Annotated in this window: 14 protein-coding genes and 1 pseudogene; 2 read left to right on the top strand and 13 right to left on the bottom strand. The window is 47.6% G+C overall.

Annotation, left to right across the window (positions count from 1 at the left end):
* Nucleotides 1–32: 32 nt before the first annotated feature.
* From JIE71_RS11060 to yghU, 4 genes are all read right to left on the bottom strand, one after another.
* On the bottom strand, nt 33–1,265 hold the full coding sequence (locus JIE71_RS11060) for a DUF819 domain-containing protein (protein ID WP_199508773.1): 1,233 nt from the start codon (nt 1,263–1,265) through the stop codon (nt 33–35).
* A 344-nt stretch (nt 1,266–1,609) separates the two neighbouring features.
* Entirely contained in the window at nt 1,610–3,247 is a 1,638-nt protein-coding gene (locus JIE71_RS11055) for a DEAD/DEAH box helicase (protein ID WP_199508772.1), read from the bottom strand.
* A 514-nt stretch (nt 3,248–3,761) separates the two neighbouring features.
* The gene (locus JIE71_RS11050) at nt 3,762–4,874 is read right to left on the bottom strand and encodes a DUF1176 domain-containing protein (protein WP_199508771.1); all 1,113 of its coding nucleotides are present in this window, start codon (nt 4,872–4,874) and stop codon (nt 3,762–3,764) included.
* A 538-nt stretch (nt 4,875–5,412) separates the two neighbouring features.
* On the bottom strand, nt 5,413–6,225 hold the full coding sequence (yghU, locus tag JIE71_RS11045) for a glutathione-dependent disulfide-bond oxidoreductase (RefSeq protein WP_199508770.1): 813 nt from the start codon (nt 6,223–6,225) through the stop codon (nt 5,413–5,415).
* 193 nt (nt 6,226–6,418) lie between these two features.
* Between yghU and JIE71_RS11040 the strand changes: the two genes are divergently transcribed.
* Entirely contained in the window at nt 6,419–7,795 is a 1,377-nt protein-coding gene (locus tag JIE71_RS11040) for a DHA2 family efflux MFS transporter permease subunit (protein ID WP_199508769.1), read from the top strand.
* A 129-nt stretch (nt 7,796–7,924) separates the two neighbouring features.
* On the opposite strand, the gene bfr (JIE71_RS11035) is transcribed toward JIE71_RS11040, so the two are convergent.
* The 8 genes and pseudogenes from bfr (JIE71_RS11035) to JIE71_RS11000 form a co-directional block, all read right to left on the bottom strand.
* Entirely contained in the window at nt 7,925–8,401 is a 477-nt protein-coding gene (gene bfr / locus JIE71_RS11035; RefSeq protein WP_199508768.1) for a bacterioferritin, read from the bottom strand.
* Between the two features lie 90 nt (nt 8,402–8,491).
* A complete protein-coding gene (gene bfr / locus JIE71_RS11030) occupies nt 8,492–8,980 on the bottom strand; it encodes a bacterioferritin (RefSeq protein WP_199508767.1) in 489 nt (162 codons plus the stop codon).
* A 454-nt stretch (nt 8,981–9,434) separates the two neighbouring features.
* Entirely contained in the window at nt 9,435–9,626 is a 192-nt protein-coding gene (locus tag JIE71_RS11025; protein WP_199508766.1) for a (2Fe-2S)-binding protein, read from the bottom strand.
* A gap of 236 nt (nt 9,627–9,862) precedes the next feature.
* Nucleotides 9,863–10,582 (bottom strand): annotated as a pseudogene (locus JIE71_RS11020) (sulfate/molybdate ABC transporter ATP-binding protein); the annotation flags it as partial.
* 28 nt (nt 10,583–10,610) lie between these two features.
* Entirely contained in the window at nt 10,611–11,594 is a 984-nt protein-coding gene (cysW, locus tag JIE71_RS11015; RefSeq protein ID WP_199508764.1) for a sulfate ABC transporter permease subunit CysW, read from the bottom strand.
* 1 nt (nt 11,595) lies between these two features.
* Nucleotides 11,596–12,468 carry a sulfate ABC transporter permease subunit CysT gene (gene cysT, locus JIE71_RS11010; protein ID WP_199508763.1) on the bottom strand — a complete coding sequence of 291 codons (873 nt, stop codon included), beginning with the start codon at nt 12,466–12,468 and terminating at the stop codon, nt 11,596–11,598.
* Between the two features lie 123 nt (nt 12,469–12,591).
* The gene (locus tag JIE71_RS11005) at nt 12,592–13,686 is read right to left on the bottom strand and encodes a sulfate ABC transporter substrate-binding protein (RefSeq protein WP_199508762.1); all 1,095 of its coding nucleotides are present in this window, start codon (nt 13,684–13,686) and stop codon (nt 12,592–12,594) included.
* A 230-nt stretch (nt 13,687–13,916) separates the two neighbouring features.
* A complete protein-coding gene (locus JIE71_RS11000) occupies nt 13,917–15,023 on the bottom strand; it encodes a sulfate ABC transporter substrate-binding protein (RefSeq protein ID WP_199508761.1) in 1,107 nt (368 codons plus the stop codon).
* A gap of 303 nt (nt 15,024–15,326) precedes the next feature.
* On the opposite strand from JIE71_RS11000, the gene JIE71_RS10995 reads away from it, so the two are divergent.
* Nucleotides 15,327–15,869 carry a hypothetical protein gene (locus tag JIE71_RS10995; protein ID WP_228284656.1) on the top strand — a complete coding sequence of 181 codons (543 nt, stop codon included), beginning with the start codon at nt 15,327–15,329 and terminating at the stop codon, nt 15,867–15,869.
* A 126-nt stretch (nt 15,870–15,995) separates the two neighbouring features.
* Here JIE71_RS10995 and sat read toward each other — a convergent pair whose 3' ends face one another.
* Nucleotides 15,996–17,234, bottom strand: a complete 1,239-nt coding sequence (gene sat, locus JIE71_RS10990; protein WP_199508760.1) for a sulfate adenylyltransferase — start codon at nt 17,232–17,234, stop codon at nt 15,996–15,998.
* Nucleotides 17,235–17,430: the final 196 nt, after the last annotated feature.

Below are 17,430 nucleotides of genomic sequence, written 5' to 3'. Positions count from 1 at the left end.
TGACCGCTTTTTTTCATTACTTAAGGGAGACGCTACCCCACCACCAAGCGCATTAGCTGAGTGCTGACATAGCCGCCAATCGTGCCGACCGCATAGCCCAAAATGCCCAAAAACACCCCGACAGGAGCAAGCGCAGGGTGAAAGGCGGTGGCAACGATGGGTGCTGACGATGCCCCGCCCGTATTGGCGTTTGAACCGACACACAAAAAGAAAAACGGCGCACGAATCAGCTTGGCCACGATAAAAATGATTAGCACATGCAGACTCATCCAAAGTAAACCCACGAGCAGCAAGCGCCACTGCGACATCACGCCTGCCAAATTAATCTGCATACCAATCGCTGCAATCAAGACAAAGATAAACACCGTACCCATTTTCGATGCGCCCACATGGTCAAGGCGGCGCACGCGTGTGAATGAAAACAGCACGCCTATCAACGTAATAATCACCACCATCCAAAAAAACGCGCTGGCAAGACTGTATTGCACTGCCCACGCATAAGGCGCAAACTGCGCAGCAATCACATCACCAAGCCAATGCGCGACCCCCACCACAAAAAAGCACAGTCCAAACATCACCATCAAGTCGTTTAGCTTGGCGGGTCGCTCGTGCGCCTGCTCATAGTTTTGTGCGGTCACAATCAGCTTATCAATACTACTGGTATCGGCTTTAAGCCACTTATCAATTTTGCGGGCGTGCTTGGCAAGCAGCAAAATCACAAACAGCCATAACGACGCATTGGTGGCATCTACCAAAATCATCACCCCAAACAAGTCATCACTGACGCCGAACAGCTCTTTCATCGCCGCTTGGTTCGCCGCTCCACCAATCCAGCTGCCTGCCACCGCAGAAAACCCGCGCCACAGCGTGTCATCAGCGAACATCTCAGGCGCAACTTGTTTGGACAAATACAAACTGATTGGGCCACTGACAATAATGGCAAGACTCGCTGCAAAGAACATCGCCAGCGCTCGCCAACCAAGCCCCAAGAGCTTGGGCACATCCATCGACAAAGTCATCAGCAGCAAACTGGCTGGCAGCAAATACCCTGCACTAAAGGCATAAATCTGCGACCCAATACCGTCCGCGAACAGCCCCATACTGTTTAAAAACGCAGGGATAAAGCAGCACAGCACGATACCAGGCAACAGCGCATAAAAACGCCGCCAAAATCGGTGCGGCAAACTTTGGGTATAAAACACCAAGCCAATAATGCCCATAATAATGCCAAAAGCCAATGGCACGCTGTCGATGCTCACGCTCATACACGCTCCTTGTTACTGTCGTCTTGTCATAGACGTTCTGTTTTTACTATCAGTGTTTACGATGAACCATTGTTAATGAAACCGTTACGATAAAAAATAGGCTCATAAAAAAAGCCAAACCGCATTGCGTTTGGCTTTTTTAAACTGCTTATTTTAGGGCGTGTCATCAATTAGCCCATTCAAGAATTTAGCGGTCTTAAACTGGCGAAATCTTGCCAAACAGCGTCAAAAACCTTGTGAATATACCCATATTCTCTGTGATTTTTTCCTTGTTTGACTACGATTTATCTCACTTTAAGCCTCGCTGTCTAAATGATGCTACGCCCTAATATGTACTTGGCATATTATGCGCCGTTTTTGCCACGACCGCCAGCGTTACCGCCGCGACCACGACCTGCGCCTGACTTGTTACCGCCAAAGCGATTGTTTGGACGCGAAGACGATGGACGCGCGTCATCACGGCTTGGACGGCTTGATTTGCCTTTGTAGGGCTTGCCTGCTGGCTTACCAGTACGTGGCTTGTCTTCACCAAAACGCTTGCCCGAACGCTTGTTTTCAAAAGGCTTGCCGTCATGAGATTTGTTTTCGCTACGACGGTTGCCACCTTGGTATTCGCCCTCACCACGACCTTCGCCGCGGTAGCCGCCTGCGCTACGACCACGACCCGCGCCGCTTGCGTTTGAGCGACCACGGCCACGACCGCGACCACGGCCTTTGTTTTCTTTTGGCGTGTAGGTTTTGGTTGGCTCCAGGCCTTCGATTTCAGCGATAGGCATGTGGCGTTTTAGGTAGCGGTTGATGGCTGCCAATTGTGGACGGTCATCCATGCTGCATAGGTTGACAGCAACGCCGCTACGACCTGCGCGACCACAGCGACCGATACGGTGTACGTAGTCTTCGGTTTGACGTGGCAAGTCATAGTTAATCACGTGTGACAAGGCTGGCACGTCCAGACCACGCGCAGCAACGTCGGTTGCGACTAGGATTTTGCATTTACCTTTACGCACGTCTTGCAAGATGCGGTTGCGCTTGCCTTGTGGCAAATCACCGTGTAAGAAGTTTGCTTTGTGACCATCGTCAATCAATGATTGTGCCAATTTTTCTGTGCTGCGCTTGGTCGCGGCAAAGATAATGATTTGATCCACGTCTTGCTGGCAAATCACTTTGTCCAAGATTTTGTTTTTGTGGTCAAAGTCGTCACAGTAGTACGCGGTTTCATCGATATGCGCTGATTCTACCTTGATAGACACGCGCTCAGGATTTTTGGTAAAGCTTGCTGCGATGTTACCGACAGGGCCATCCCAAGTCGCTGAACACATGATGGTTTGACGGTCTGCAGGCGCGGCTTTTAGGATGTCGTTGATGTCATCGGCAAAGCCCATATCCAGCATACGATCCGCTTCGTCTAAGACCAAGACTTCAAGGTGAGACAAATCCACGCGGCCTGCATTGATGTGGTCAAGCAAACGGCCTGGGGTCGCAACCACGACCTGTACGCCTTTACGTAGGGCATTAATCTGACCGTTGTACGGCGCGCCACCAACCAAAGGCACCGCGAACAAGCCACGCATCTCTTTTGAGTAGTTGCGTACGTTGTCATGTACCTGCTGAGCAAGTTCACGCGTCGGCGCTAGAATCAATGCTTTAATGTTTTTATCAAACGTGGTTGAGCGGCTAAGCTTATCAAGCAAAGGCAATACGAAAGACGCTGTTTTACCACTACCTGTCTGTGCCGATAGCAATAGGTCGCGACCTGCTAGCGCAAATGGAATCGCTTGGGCTTGGATAGGCGTTGGGCGCTCGTAGCCACTGCGTGCTAGCGCGGCAAGAATTGGCTTGGCAAGGTTTAGGTCGGTAAAGGTGATGCCGTTTTCGTCAGATTGGGTGTCTTGGTGTTGCGTAGGGGCGTTATTTTCAGTAGAAGTGTCGGCGTCAATGTGAATGCCGTTTTGTGCTGCGATGGTCGATAAAATATCAGTCATGAGTATCCTTGGGTAGTATAGGCTACTGTACATTCAATAGCCGAATGCCTACCACTGATAACCGCATGGCAACAACGCTAGGCCATCTGCATCATGCTTGCGCCTAGAGTTGGTGTATCATCACGTATTTTGGTGGTAGTGCCGAGTGTCTTATCTGTAATGGTGCGCTGTGCGCAGTCTCAAAGCTATAAATGTATAGCAGGCTAGATAAGATATGAGTCAAAAATAATAGAACTATTTAAGAACACAAAATCATCGGCAACAATTACTCACGGTCATCCTAGACCCAAAATCGCAGGCGATGTTATCAATCTCATAATTCCTGTTCAAAGCAGCCAAATTGGGCATGCCCTTGAACATGGCGAGGGAGTATATCACAGCAGAATTAAGATGGGCATGTATTTATTTAATTTTTTTAAATCAGCGTATAAAGCGTAAGATGAATTAAACAATTGCGTACTAAAAAACCAGTGGCTGTGATAATAATAAAAATAAACTTTAATAAAGCAATGACTTACGGCATGCTGTTTACTTGCGTCACAAAGGTTGGTAAATCCCATGCCCCGCCCGCCTCAACCAATCGGCACATTCCTGTACTGGACTCATAGCTTTTTTCAAAGCGCTGGCCTGTCCAAACCCACTGAGTGCTTGAGTAGCAATCACCAATACCGCGCCCTTTTTGGTCAGCGCTGATGACGCCTGCATCGTAGCTGGTAGCAGCGTCTGTCACCATCACAGGCTGATAGGGCTTGCTGTCATTAATCACCCACATGCCCGTACCTGCGTTGTACGCGCCCAACCAGCAGCTGTGCTGTACCAAAAGCTGCTGACTGTTCAGACGATTGATGCGCCAAGCACTGTCGTCCATAAGGTTGGGACAGGTGTCATCGGCGTTTTTTGTCCCATTTTTGATAATACGCGCAAGCTCTGCGGTTTTGATACTAAATTTGCGGGTATTGTCTTTACCACTCGGTTTGACTTGATGCAATACAGGTGTGGCGCGTGGTGACAATACATTATTGCTACTGGTATTGGCATTGGGGTTAATAAAAGCGCTGTTGGTGCCCACCCGCCCTTGCGCATCGTCGGCCTTTAGCATAACGGCATTCGCGCCTTTGTCTGACAGCTGCCAGCGAGAGTTGCGAAACACAAACTCAATGGTGCTTGAGCCGCGTAGCGCTTTGACTAGGGCATCGACTTGCGTGCGGGTTAGCTCAGATGCCCCAGATTCATCAGTGGGGCGCAGCTCGCCCATATCTTTACCATTTAAACGCATGGTAATACGGTGGCGATTGCCCAACTGCATCAAAGCTTTTGCCGAGCTGTCTTTGGTACCGCCTAATTTTACCTGACCTGTTGTAACTGCATTTTTGCCCGCTTTACGGGTTAGCAGTACTGAGACAGGCATTCCGCCATTGTTCTCTGATTGGTAGCCCGCCAGACGACAGGTCAATGTATTGTCACACGCCACTTGCCAGTCATTGTAAGAAAATGCCACCTCTGCATGCGCGCCCATTGGTACTGGAAGTACACTTAGTAATCCAAGAGATACGAACAGATGTGTATGCGTTCTCAGCTTATCTTGCAAACTGGTTGATAGCTTGATAAATAAACGGCGTAGTGACATGGTCATCCTTAATGATAATGATTAACACTAAAAACTGGTTCACAAGAGAATAGCTCATTGATGTTTCATTTTATTATATCAGCGTGTCATTATGTAACTATACCTTGATAAATTATTTTTGTACATATATCAAAATAATTACATTCAGTATTTATGTTAACTACAATAACATAAAAGCAGACTTTTATCAGCTTATATACCTTTGGTTATTATTTATTTTCCCTTAATGCTTATTAAATATTTATTAGAAGTATAGTCAGTTCACTATAAAATCGATACGATGAGATTAAACGCTATTTTTCGCAGCCTCTGGAGACGTAGTCACAGCCAGCAAGGAAAATAGCGTTTAATCAAATGAATTTATTGTCCTGTATCGTTTTTATTTAGAGTTAACTATAAAGCACAAAATAAAAACGATGAATGGCGATCTCACGGTCGTGAGTCGCCCTTCATCGTTGTTTTGTAGCCTATTTTTTTGGCTACGTTTGAAACGCTAGAAAATACGTTTTAACAGATGGGTTTTTTATCACTATTATCGCTATTTAATCGGCTGTAACGCTAAATCAACCGCTCGCTTGACCGCAGGACGCTCAGCAATCATTGTCGCCCAGCGCTGAACATGGGTATAGCTCTCTACCTGTAAGAAGGTTGCCGCATCGTCATACAGTTTGCCCAGTGCCAGCTGTCCATACCATGCCCAAATGATAATATCTGCGATGGTATAGTTGTCTGCGCCATCGCCGCACATATACTCACTGTTTGCTAAATGCTTATCCAAGACGTCCAACTGGCGTTTGGTTTCCATCGCAAAGCGATTGATAGGATACTCCATCGGTTCTGGTGCATAGGCATAAAAATGCCCAAAACCGCCGCCCAAATAAGGCGCAGCGCCCATTTGCCACATTACCCAAGACAGACAGTCGGCACGCGCCTGCCCAAGCCCTGTGGGGACAAACTTGCCGTACTTTTCTGCCAAATACAGCAAGATAGCACCCGATTCAAACAGAGTTACGGGTTCTTCTGCTGAGTAATCAACCAAAGCAGGGATTTTTGAGTTCGGATTAATCTCAACAAAGCCTGAGCCAAACTGGTCGCCCTCACCAATATCAATCTTGTAGGCGTCATAATCAGCGCCCGTTACCCCGCAATCAGCCAGCTCTTCGAGCAAGATATTGACTTTAACGCCATTTGGGGTGTTTAGCGAATACAGTTGTAAGGGGGCATCGCCTTTGGGCAGCTTTTGTTCATGACGTGCGCCAGCGGTCGGCGCATTGGTTTTGGCAAATTTTCCGCCGTTTTCTTTGTCGGCTGTCCATACTTTTGGTGGTGTGTAGGTGTTTTCTTGGGACATGAGTGTTCCTTATGGTTTATTGTATTTGTACGTATGCTAAGTAAAGACTGCGTTGTACCGTTATTAGAGGCTAATATTTGCCACATTACTATATCGGCGCGTATAGAAAGTACAGCGTTATCGTGTCATTGGTTGTTCTTTTATGTAATAACCGCCTATCATGAGCGATGTAAATTTGATATGGACGTAATTCATGGTCACTTTGAGTCCAGCGCAACAAAAATACCTCCCTTATGTACTGGCAGTGGCGCTGTTTATGCAGATTTTAGATGCCACTATTTTAAATACCGCATTACCACAAATGGCAGTGGCACTGGATGAATCGCCACTAAAAATGCAATGGACGGTTATCAGCTACGCGCTGACGCTGGCGATTTTTATTCCGATTAGCGGCTTTTTGGCAGACAAATACGGTACGCGGCGGGTGTTTTTGACCGCGATTGTCATCTTTTGTATTGGCTCTTTACTGTGTGCGATAGCCAGCAGTTTGTCTTTTTTGGTCGGTTCGCGCGTCATACAGGGGATTGGTGGGGCGATGCTCACGCCTGTTGGCCGTTTAATCCTAGTTAAATCCTATCCACGCAATCAACTGCTGACCGTCATGAACTTTGCGGTCGTGCCTGCCTTGGTTGCGCCACTCATTGGCCCACTACTCGGGGGCTATTTGGTCGAGTATGCCAGCTGGCACTGGATATTTTTGATTAACATTCCGATGGGGATTTTGGGCTTTTGGATTGGTAAAACCTTGATTCCTGATTTGTTCGAAGCAGGACAGCGCTTTGATTGGTCTGGATTTTTCTTGTTTGCCGCAGGGGCAAGCGTACTTACCTTAGCGGTAGAATTTGCCTCCAAATCAGGGCACGGCTCAAGCGCTGTCGTTTTAGCGCTGCTCGCTGCGGTGTCGCTTGGGGGTTATGTCTGGCATGCCAAACGCCGCGATGCGCCTTTATTCCCGTTACAGCTGTTTAACGTCCCGACCTTTCGTATCGGCATCGTGGGCAATTTATCAACGCGTATCGGCATCAGTGCTGTGCCCTTTTTACTGCCTTTATTGTTGCAGGTGGTGTTTGGCTACTCGCCCTCACAGGCAGGTTGGCTGCTGGTGCCGATTGCGGCGGGCGCGTTTGGTGTCAAACCCTTTGTCAGCCGCATTATCCAGTACTTTAGCTATCGTAAAGTGCTGGTTTGGAACACCTCCCTACTCGGTATCTGTATTATTTGTCTGGGACAATTCGCTGCCAATATGTATATTTGGGCGATGATTCCGCTACTTATTGTGATTGGTCTGTGTAACTCCATTCAGTTTAGCGCGATGAACACGTTGACCATTGGCGATTTAGAAGGTGCGCAAACCAGCAGTGGCAACAGTTTAATGGCCGTCAATCAGCAGATGGCGATTGGTCTTGGCATTGCGTTCGGTGCGGCGGTGCTGAATGTCCTACGTGAGCGCTTTGGTGTAGACACGCAGCAGGCTTTTCAGATGACCTATTGGCTGCTCGGCGCATGGACGATTGTCGCAGGGTTGGGCTTTTTGCGTCTAAAGCCCAATGATGGTGAGGGCTTATATTAGGGCGTGTCCCTAATTCAAGCGTTTATGACTAAATGGGCACACGCCCTAGAGCCATAAAAAAGCCCAGCGTATATCATCACACTGGGCTTTTTATGTTTTAGACTGTTTTTACCACAGCACTAATGATGCTTATTCGTGGTCATCCATTTGCGATTGGATGTAGTTTTGCACACCAACGTCACGGATGAGGTCTTGCTGCGTTTCTAACCAGTCATCGTACTCTTCATTACCGTCTTTGAGCTTGTTCAATAGCTCGCGTGATACATAGTCGCGCTTTTCTTCACATAAAGCGATGGCATCGGCAATGATATCAAATTTTTGCTGCTCTAAGCGCAAGTTACAGTCAATGATTTCAGGTACATCTTCACCGATATACAGCTTACCCAGCTCTTGCAAATTGGGCAGACCACCAAGCAATAAAATACGTGCAATCAGGTCATCAGACCATTTCATCTCATAGATAGACTGCTTATAAAAACCATCGTTCAAAGCCTCTAGACCCCAGTGACGGGCGACACGTGCGTGCAAAAAATACTGGTTAATGGCAATCAATGACTGACCCAAAACCTTATTTAAGGCGCGGATGACTTCTTTATCCCCTTTCATAGTCGGTTTCCTTGTTTTTATAATGGGTGCGTGCCTGTAAACATATCGTCAGTGGCACGCAATATGAGTGATGAGCAACAGCGTTTGCTATTAAACCAAATCAGGCGACACTTCCGCCATTTGGCTTTGTAGATAATTGGGCAGACCGACCATATCAATCAGACGCAGTTGCTGCTCAAGCCAATGCGCGTGGTCTTCTTCGGTGTCTTTAAGCTGCTCAACCAACATGTCACGGGTCACATAGTCGCGCACGTCTTCGCAGATGGCGATGCCTTCTTTTAGATGCGTTTGCACCGCGTATTCTAAATCTAAATCCAATTGGAGCATTTCAGGTACGGTGCTGCCTACGTGAATGTCATCCACCGTCATTTTCGGTGTGCCGCCAAGCATCAAGATACGGCGGATGATGGCTTGGGCGTGCAAGGTTTCATCATTCATCTCGTGATGGATGCGGTCGTAGAGCTTGCCATAGTGCCATTCAGCATACATTTCAGAGTGGATAAAATACTGGTCACGGGCTGCCAGTTCACCACCGAGTAAGAAGTTTAAATACTCTATAACTTTTTGATTGCCTTTCATCGCGGGTGCTCCTTCATTATGCAAAATCACTCAAACAAGTGCGATGCCACCTTGCAGCATGTGCGCACTTATCTATAACAATAAGATATATCGCATAGGATAGCACACGACTCAGATAGGTCATGTAATATTATGAACTAAGAATGAAATGCAAGTTGAGAACTATAATTAGCTCGGCATGATAATGCGTCTAATGTAATGAGTATTTTAAAAGAAGCAAAAGAAGGGAGATGCCAAAAAGACGAGGGTCTTTTAGCAAAGCGTAACTGACAGAGTCATTTACAGAGCAAGTCAGGGCAGTAGAAAACAGTTATATAACATGCCACGCGCCATAACAAGTTAAGGATTGTATCTGAATGCTGGATAACGATATTTACAATACCGATATGGCGCGAGAGTTGATTTATGGAAGTTGGTCTTTGCGGTAGGCCGATTGATACCGCATTGCTGCATATTATACAGCGTAGGCCAGCTCATCCAGCTTGGCATGGTGCTCATCAAGGTAGTCATTGACCATCGGTTCGCAGCAGCCACAGCATGTTGCCACATCCAAAGTGTCCTTGAGCCCGTCCAGAGTATCGACTCCTGAAGCGATGGCGGCTTGGATTTGCTTTTCTTTCACGCTGTTGCAGATACATACGTACATGGATGGCTCCTGCTGTTTGGCTAACGATTACGTCAATGCCAGATATAATAACGATAATTATTACTATTTACAATAACTTTTACATAATTATCCGTGACTTATCGCTTGTACTGCAATTTTTCAAGGTCGCTAGACGTTGATTTATGAGCACTGTTCTTGTTATTTTTTTAAAAAAAAGGCATAAAAAAAGACCCGCCAGATGGCAGGTCTTATTGTGTCTTAGAGTGATACACTTACGCTAAGTCCAAAAACTCACTAACAAACGGGCTGGCAGGATTGGTCATTAGCTCCTTTGACGTACCCACTTGCTCGACGATACCATGATTCATAATCACAATCTCATCAGACACCGCGTGCGCCTCTTCTTGGTCATGCGTCACCATAATACTGGTGATGCCCAGCTCGTGGTGAATGTTTTTAAGCCACGTACGCAGCTCTTTACGCACTTTGGCATCGAGCGCGCCAAACGGTTCATCAAGTAGCAACAGCTTGGGTTTGACCGCGAGCGCACGTGCCAGCGCAATGCGCTGACGCTGACCGCCTGAAAGCTGATGCGGATAAGCATTGGCGACGTGTGGCAGCTGTACCAGCTCTAGCAATTCGTTGACGCGCTTTTGAATATCGGCCTTGCTTGGGCGCTTGTCTTTGGGCAATAAGTTTAAGCCAAAGGCGACGTTATCGGCGATATTTTTATGACGGAATAAGGCATAGTGCTGAAACATAAAACCGATATGGCGTTTTTGTACAGGCACATGCGTGACATCAATGTCATCGAATAAGATGTGCCCTGAGTCAGCGTACTCAAGCCCTGCGATGATACGCAGCAAGGTGGTTTTACCACAGCCCGAGGGGCCCAAAAGCGTGGTCAGCTTGCCTGTCGGGACACTGATGCTGATATCATCAAGCGCTGTAAAGTCACCGAACTGCTTATTTACATTACGAATCTCAATACTCATAAAAATGGCTCTTTAAATAGGTAACTCGTTAAGACGGTGAACGGGCGTTTTTTGTCGTTTTTGCCGTATCCGTGTTTTCTGCTGCCTCTACTGCCCCTGCTTCTGCAGCGGTGTCTTTGCTGGCAAGGCGCAGTGGCGCGGCTGCCAAGCGCTCAGATTTTGCAAATTTGCGCGACTGTAATTTGGTCATGATTTGCTGCACCAGTAGCGTCACCAAAGCAAGCGCCGCCAAAATACTCGAGAGCGCAAATGCGGCGGTAAAGTTGTATTCGTTATAGGCAATCTCGACCAGTAGCGGCATGGTATTGGTCTCACCGCGGATGTGCCCTGACACCACACTGACTGCCCCGAACTCGCCCATCGCGCGCGCATTGGTCAAAATCAAACCGTACAAGAGCGCCCATTTGATATTGGGCAAGGTCACATGCCAAAAGGTCTGCCAACCATTTGCGCCTAGGGTCAATGCTGCTTGCTCCTCAGAGTCGCCTTGGGTTTGCATCAGCGGAATCAGCTCACGCGCCACAAAAGGGAACGTCACAAACAAGGTGGCCAGCACAATCCCTGGCACGGCAAAGATAATCTGAATGCCCATGTTTTCCAAAAGACCACCGACGGCGGAATTGAGACCAAAGAGCAGCACAAACATCAGACCTGCCACCACAGGCGACACTGAAAATGGCAAATCCAGCAAGGTCGTGACCAGCTGCTTGCCTTTAAAGTTGTAGCGTGTCACCAGCCACGCAATGGCAATACCAATAATCATATTAATCGGTAACACAATCGCAGCGGTCAGCAAAGTTAATTTAATGGCTTGCAGCGCTTCAGGCTCGACGAGCGAGGCAATATACAGCTCCCAACCGCTTTTAAAGGCTTCATAAAACACCGCCAGTAGCGGAACGACCAGCATGACCACCATGAACAGTACGGCAATGCCAATAAACAGCCCGCGCACCCATGAGGGATCTTTGGTCGCGGCGTTGTTTTGATAGTTATAGCTATTAGATACTTGCATCTTAGCGTGCTCCTACGCGGCGTGACAATCGCCACTGCATAATATTGATGCTGAGCAAAATTACAAAGGAGATCATCAACATAAACAGCGCCACCGCAGACGCGCCCTGAATATCAAACTGCTCAAGCTTACTGATAATAATCAGCGGTAAAATCTCCGACTGCATCGGAATGTTACCTGCGATGAAAATAACCGAACCGTACTCACCTGTCGCGCGCGCAAACATCATGCCCGCGCCCATCAAGAGCGCGGGGAACAACTCAGGCAAAATGACTTTATTAAACGTGGTTAAGCGATTTGCGCCCAGTACCGCTGCTGCCTCTTCAAACTCCACCGACAGCTCAGCAAGGACGGGCTGCACTGCACGCACGATAAAGGGAAAGCTGACCACCACCAGCGCAAGCCAAATGCCTAATGGCGTAAAGGCAACCTTGATGCCAAACTGCTCAAACCATTGACCAATCAGGCCATTAGGCGCATACAGTGTGGCGAGTGAAATGCCCGTTACCGCCGTTGGCAAGGCAAAAGGTAAATCGACTAAGGCATTGATAATGGACTTGCCCCAAAACTCATAACGCACCAGCACCCACGCCACGAGCGTACCGAACACCATATTGGTCAGCATCGCCAAAAATGACATCCATAGGCTAAGCTTAATCGCGGCGGTGACTTGCGGCTGGGTGATGGTCTCCCAAAACCCTGTCCAGCCCATTTGCGTCGTGGTATACGCCATCATGGCAAAGGGCAGCACCACCAATAAAGACAAGCTAAACACGGTAATACCCATGCTCAGCCCAAAGCCTGGCAGTACGTTGCGCTGTCGCAAACGTGTGAGCCAAGAGCGTTTGTTGGCAGTAGAAGTGGTTGCACGCATAGTGATGTCCTGTTACCGATGGGTTGGCACTACTTTTATTATTGTCGTTAAGTTAAGGATGAAAACAGATAAGGACACAGTATCACCATGTCCTTATTTCGCAGTTGACCGCGTGGGTCTGACTTATTGTGGCGCGTTGACCGCCAATTGATCAAAGACACCGCCATCGCTAAAGTAGGTGCTCATGATCTCATCCCACGACCCAAAGGTATCGTTCGGGCGGAACGTCTCAACAGGTGGCAGTTTGTCGCTGTTTTTCTCAAGCACGCTTGCCACGCTTGGGCGTAAGTACAAGTCTGCGGCCAACTGCTGGGCAGGCTCGCTCCATAAATAGTTCAGATACTCAGTCGCCGCTTCAGTGGTACCTTTTTTATCAGTCACGGTATTGACCACCGCTACTGGGCTTTCTGACTTAATCGAGTATTTTGGATACACGATGTCTACTTGACCTGCGCCAAACTGATTGGCCGCTAGATTGGCTTCGTTTTCAAAGGTAATCAGCACATCACCAATACCGCGCTGGACAAAGGTCGTGGTCGCTGCACGTCCGCCGTTTTCATACACTTTAACGTTTTTAAGCAGCGATTTGACGTAGTCTTTAGCGGGCGCTTCTTCGTTATTAAACGCATGTAGACCGTAGCCATACGCGCCTAAGAAGGCATAGCGACCGTTACCCGTCACCTTTGGGTTGGCCATGACGATTTCTGTACCTGCCTTGGTCAAGTCCTGCCAATCGTTGATTTGTTTGGGGTTGTCTTTACGCACCAAAAAGACGATGGTACTGGTAAAAGGTACGGCGTTATCAGGGAATTTTGACTCCCAGTCGCTAGCAACCAAGCCTTTTTTCTCTAAAAGCTCAATGTCTGAGCCTTGGTTCATGGTCGCCACGTCCGCTTGTAAACCGTTCGCTACCGATAGCGCTTGTTTACTTGAGCCGCCATGCGACTGCTTGATGTTGACATTGGCATCAGGGTGCTCGGCTTTGTAATGCTCAACGAACATGGGGTTGTAATCTTTATAAAAGTCACGCGCCACGTCATACGAGACGTTTAGTAGCTCGATGTTTTGCGCATCACCTGAGGCAGCGTCGCCCTCTGCCCCACCTGCCTGCTCATTATTGCTGCACCCTACCAAACCCACAGTCATGGCAATACCTGCCACACCCAAAATGTGCCGAGCTTTGATGGTATAAGACGCAGAAGATGCAAATGATGGCATAAAGACCTCAGAGAATAATAAAAGTGGTTTAGGAAAATCGAGTTATGCCAGTATGCTAACAGCGCTGGCTTATTATGTTTAATGACGAATATGCGTATGTTACTGCCAAAAAGGAATAATAAGGCCATTTCGATATGCCATAGCCCGTTATTCAAAAAGCACTTGTATTTACGGTTTATCACTGTTTTCTCTAAAGCGTCATAATTTTATTAAGACGCTTTAGAGTTACTTTAAGACTGCGGTGCTTTACTTTGCGCTAAGCTATCAAAGCGACCACCGTCAACAAAGAACGTATCCATAATGGTTTCCCAAGAGCCAAACACTTCCGTTGGCATAAAGGTAGTGATGGCTGGCAAGGTATCTTTATGCTTAGCTAAAATTTGCGCATTGCTTGGGCGCAGATACATTTCTGCCATCAGCACCTGCGCATCATCTTGCCATAAGGCGTCCAAATACGCTTTCGCCGCTTTGGTGTTGCCATTTTTTTGTGTCACGCCTGTGACAATGGCGACGGGATTACTAATCAAAATCGAGTAGCTTGGATAAATCAGCTCAACCTGCCCTTTGCCATACTGACTTGCGACCAAATGCGCTTCGTTTTCAGTGGTGATGAGTACATCGCCCAAGTCACGTTGCAAAAAGCTGGTGGTCGCCGCGCGTGAGCCATTGTCATAGGTCACGACATTGCCAAGCAGCTTTTGCATGTAGCTGTCGGTCTTGGCGTGTTCGCTGTGTGCGTCCTCATTAAACGTATGCAGACCGTAGCCATAAGCCCCTAAGAACGCATAACGCGCGGTGCCACTGGTTTTTGGGTTCGGCATGACCACTTTTACATCGGTACGTGCCAAGTCTTGCCAGTCTTTGATTTGCTTGGGATTGTCCTTACGCACCAGTAAAACCATAGTGCTGGTATACGGCACGGCATTGTTCGGAAAAGCTTGTTGCCAGTCGGCGTCAACCAAGCCTTTTTTCACCAACAGATTAATATCGGTGTTTTGGTTTAAGGTGACCACGTCTGCTTGCAAGCCGTTGGCTACGGACAAGGCCTGTTTACTAGAGCCACCGTGCGACTGGTTGATATGCACCTTACTGTCAGGGTGCGCCGCTTTGTAGTCTTTGGCAAATAACGTGTTGTAGTCTTTATAAAAGTCACGCGACACATCATAGGAGACATTTAATAGACGCACGTCGTCACCGATTTCGGTGGGTGACTGGTTAGAAGTCGCTTGGTTACAGGCGCTTAATACCAATGTGCTTGCCACGGCAGTTGCCAGTTTGATATGCCATGCGTTTGGCTTTAGGGTGCATGATTTTGTTGTTATTGTTGGCTGTGTCATGGGCTATCTCAATAATTGGGCTATGAATAAGACGAGCAAACAAAACTTGCGTATCCGTCAATATCGTCATACTAACAGCTGCTATTGATGATGCTTAGTGACGAATCCGCTTATCAAGTCTTGATGTTGGCATAAGCACTTAGCATATGCTCTTAGGAAATTATGAGAAACGAGAGGTAAATCAGTACAGGCAGATTTATTAAGTAGACTATCATTTATCTAGGCTGTACCATCCTTTTATAGGATACTCTCAGCACTAATGCTGTATTTATTTGACTGTTTTATTTGACCGAAGGCCTTTTTATGATTCTTTTGTCCCATCGCTTTCACTCTGCTGCAGCACTAACATTGATGGCCACTACGATGGTCACTAGCCTAGCTGTTTTAACGGGTTGTCATAGCGTGATACCCACAGTGAAAGATTCTACGCACCGTGCGGTAGCGGTTCACCCAACTCCAGTGGACGTTATCAGTGATGTTATAAAAGACGATATTTCTGGCGATTATGCTTCTACAGATTATGACAAACGTGCACAAGGATATGACTGGGTTGGCGTGATGGTACGTGCAGAGAGTGATCGACAAATCGATATAAAAGTTCGCTCACGTAGCGATATCAAAAAACAGACTTGTCAGTTTGATGGTAAGGCGACATTAAGGGGACAAGACGCGGCACACGGTACGATTTTTGAGGCGCAAGCAAATGACAGCACCGTCTTTTTTCAATTTAAAGACAATATGCTGACGATTGATAGCCCAGATAAATATGCGCTGAATTATTTTTGCTCAGGCGGTGGCTCACTTGCGGGAGAGTATCAAAAGCTGGTAGAAGATTTAGAGTTTTGATAGATCACGCTAACTGCGGTGAGAGATACTAGAAAGGATACTAGCAATAAAAAAGGTGCCAGACTCATTGTATGGCACCTTTTTAGTTTTGATATCGCGTTGATGTTTTATGCTGACGCGCTGGATCTACACCGCAGAGGCGCCCGTTAGCTTGACCTCAGCGCGCTCTTCACGAGCGATGCTGCCGTAATAAGCACGTAAAATCTCTAGTACTTCAGGACGGCTGAAGTTGTCAGGCACGTCAAGGTCTTCTGATAGCGCTTTACGCAGCTTGGTGCCCGATACCTTAACGTGATGCTCGGCGTCGTGCGGGCAAGTTTTGCTCGATGCCATCGCGCCACAGGCATTACACCAGAACGTCCAGTCGATTTTTAGGGGCTGGGTAATCAGAGCGTCTTTGTCAATCTCATCAAAGATGGTCTGGGCGTCAAACGCGCCGTAGTAATCGCCCACACCTGCGTGGTCACGACCTACGATAAGGTGGCTACAGCCGTAGTTTTGACGGAACAGCGCGTGTAATAAGGCTTCGCGAGGACCTGCATAACGCATATCGAGCGGATAGCCTGCCTGAATAACAGTGTCCTTCTTAAAATAGTTATCAATCAAGGTTTTAATCGCGTCTTGACGGACTTCGGCAGGAATATCACCAGGTTTTAATGCGCCAAGCAGCGAGTGTACCAAGACGCCGTCACAGATTTCGATGGCGATTTTAGCAAGGTACTCGTGTGAGCGGTGCATCGGGTTACGTGTTTGGAATGCAGCAACGGTTTTCCAGTTTTTATCGGCAAAAATTTCACGCGTTTGCGCAGGCGTTTTATAAATCTCAGGATACAGTGTTGGGAACTCGCCTTCGCTTAGGACTTGGACGCTACCTGCAACGTTCACATCGTCTTGGTTTAAGACTTGCTGAACGCCTGGGTGCTCAGGGTCGGTGGTGGTAAAGACTTGCTGGCACTCGTGTTCTTTGTCGATAGTGTAGGTTTCTTCGACCGTCAAGACGCCCATGATTTCGCCGTCTTGGGCAACGAGCGCCACTTTGTCATTGGCGTTTAGCGTATCGGCAATGTCTTTTGGTGCAGATAAGGTAATCGGAATCGGCCAAAACAAGCCTGCATTGTCGCCTGTTTTTAGGCGCATCTCATCAACGACCCCTTGCCAATCAGCTTTATTCATAAAGCCATCAAGCGGGGTAAAACCACCGATACCCAGCATAATCAAATCGCCGCGCTCGCGTGAGCTTAGAGTGATCTGTGGCAAGTTTTTCGCAGCTGCTAATGCCTCGTCGCGCTCAGCGCCTGTCAGCAATAGTGGCTTTAGCGTGTCGCTGCCATGGGGTGGTACCAATTGGTCTACTGATGATGTCATAAAAACCTCAAGTGTTTGATGTTAAGATAGCAAAGCGTGTGGCGCATACCGCTTATAATCGCAATCGCTATATCGAGACGCCCACATCTATATAAATATGCAAACGCCTCTATATTTTGTCTATGCCATAGGCTACCTAACTTTCTTTATGAAAATTTATGCTGTCTTTGTATATGGATATGACTTAAATGAATTT

This window comes from Psychrobacter sp. bablab_jr014 (genome assembly GCF_016464015.1).
Classification (GTDB): Bacteria; Pseudomonadota; Gammaproteobacteria; order Pseudomonadales; family Moraxellaceae; genus Psychrobacter.
The sequence above is the reverse complement of the archived record's forward strand: the minus strand, read 5'-3'. Positions and strand labels throughout refer to the sequence as shown.

What these genes read in the sequence shown, in the direction of transcription:
- JIE71_RS11050 (WP_199508771.1), bottom strand. Translation starts at nt 4,874, where the DNA reads ATGTCACTACGCCGTTTATTTATCAAGCTATCAACCAGTTTGCAAGAT.
- sat (WP_199508760.1), bottom strand. Translation starts at nt 17,234, where the DNA reads ATGACATCATCAGTAGACCAATTGGTACCACCCCATGGCAGCGACACG.
- JIE71_RS11025 (WP_199508766.1), bottom strand. Translation starts at nt 9,626, where the DNA reads ATGTACGTATGTATCTGCAACAGCGTGAAAGAAAAGCAAATCCAAGCC.
- JIE71_RS11005 (WP_199508762.1), bottom strand. Translation starts at nt 13,686, where the DNA reads ATGCCATCATTTGCATCTTCTGCGTCTTATACCATCAAAGCTCGGCAC.
- JIE71_RS11040 (WP_199508769.1), top strand. Translation starts at nt 6,419, where the DNA reads ATGGTCACTTTGAGTCCAGCGCAACAAAAATACCTCCCTTATGTACTG.
- cysW (WP_199508764.1), bottom strand. Translation starts at nt 11,594, where the DNA reads ATGCAAGTATCTAATAGCTATAACTATCAAAACAACGCCGCGACCAAA.
- bfr (WP_199508768.1), bottom strand. Translation starts at nt 8,401, where the DNA reads ATGAAAGGGGATAAAGAAGTCATCCGCGCCTTAAATAAGGTTTTGGGT.
- JIE71_RS11060 (WP_199508773.1), bottom strand. Translation starts at nt 1,265, where the DNA reads ATGAGCGTGAGCATCGACAGCGTGCCATTGGCTTTTGGCATTATTATG.
- cysT (WP_199508763.1), bottom strand. Translation starts at nt 12,468, where the DNA reads ATGCGTGCAACCACTTCTACTGCCAACAAACGCTCTTGGCTCACACGT.
- yghU (WP_199508770.1), bottom strand. Translation starts at nt 6,225, where the DNA reads ATGTCCCAAGAAAACACCTACACACCACCAAAAGTATGGACAGCCGAC.
- JIE71_RS11000 (WP_199508761.1), bottom strand. Translation starts at nt 15,023, where the DNA reads ATGACACAGCCAACAATAACAACAAAATCATGCACCCTAAAGCCAAAC.
- JIE71_RS11055 (WP_199508772.1), bottom strand. Translation starts at nt 3,247, where the DNA reads ATGACTGATATTTTATCGACCATCGCAGCACAAAACGGCATTCACATT.
- bfr (WP_199508767.1), bottom strand. Translation starts at nt 8,980, where the DNA reads ATGAAAGGCAATCAAAAAGTTATAGAGTATTTAAACTTCTTACTCGGT.
- JIE71_RS10995 (WP_228284656.1), top strand. Translation starts at nt 15,327, where the DNA reads ATGATTCTTTTGTCCCATCGCTTTCACTCTGCTGCAGCACTAACATTG.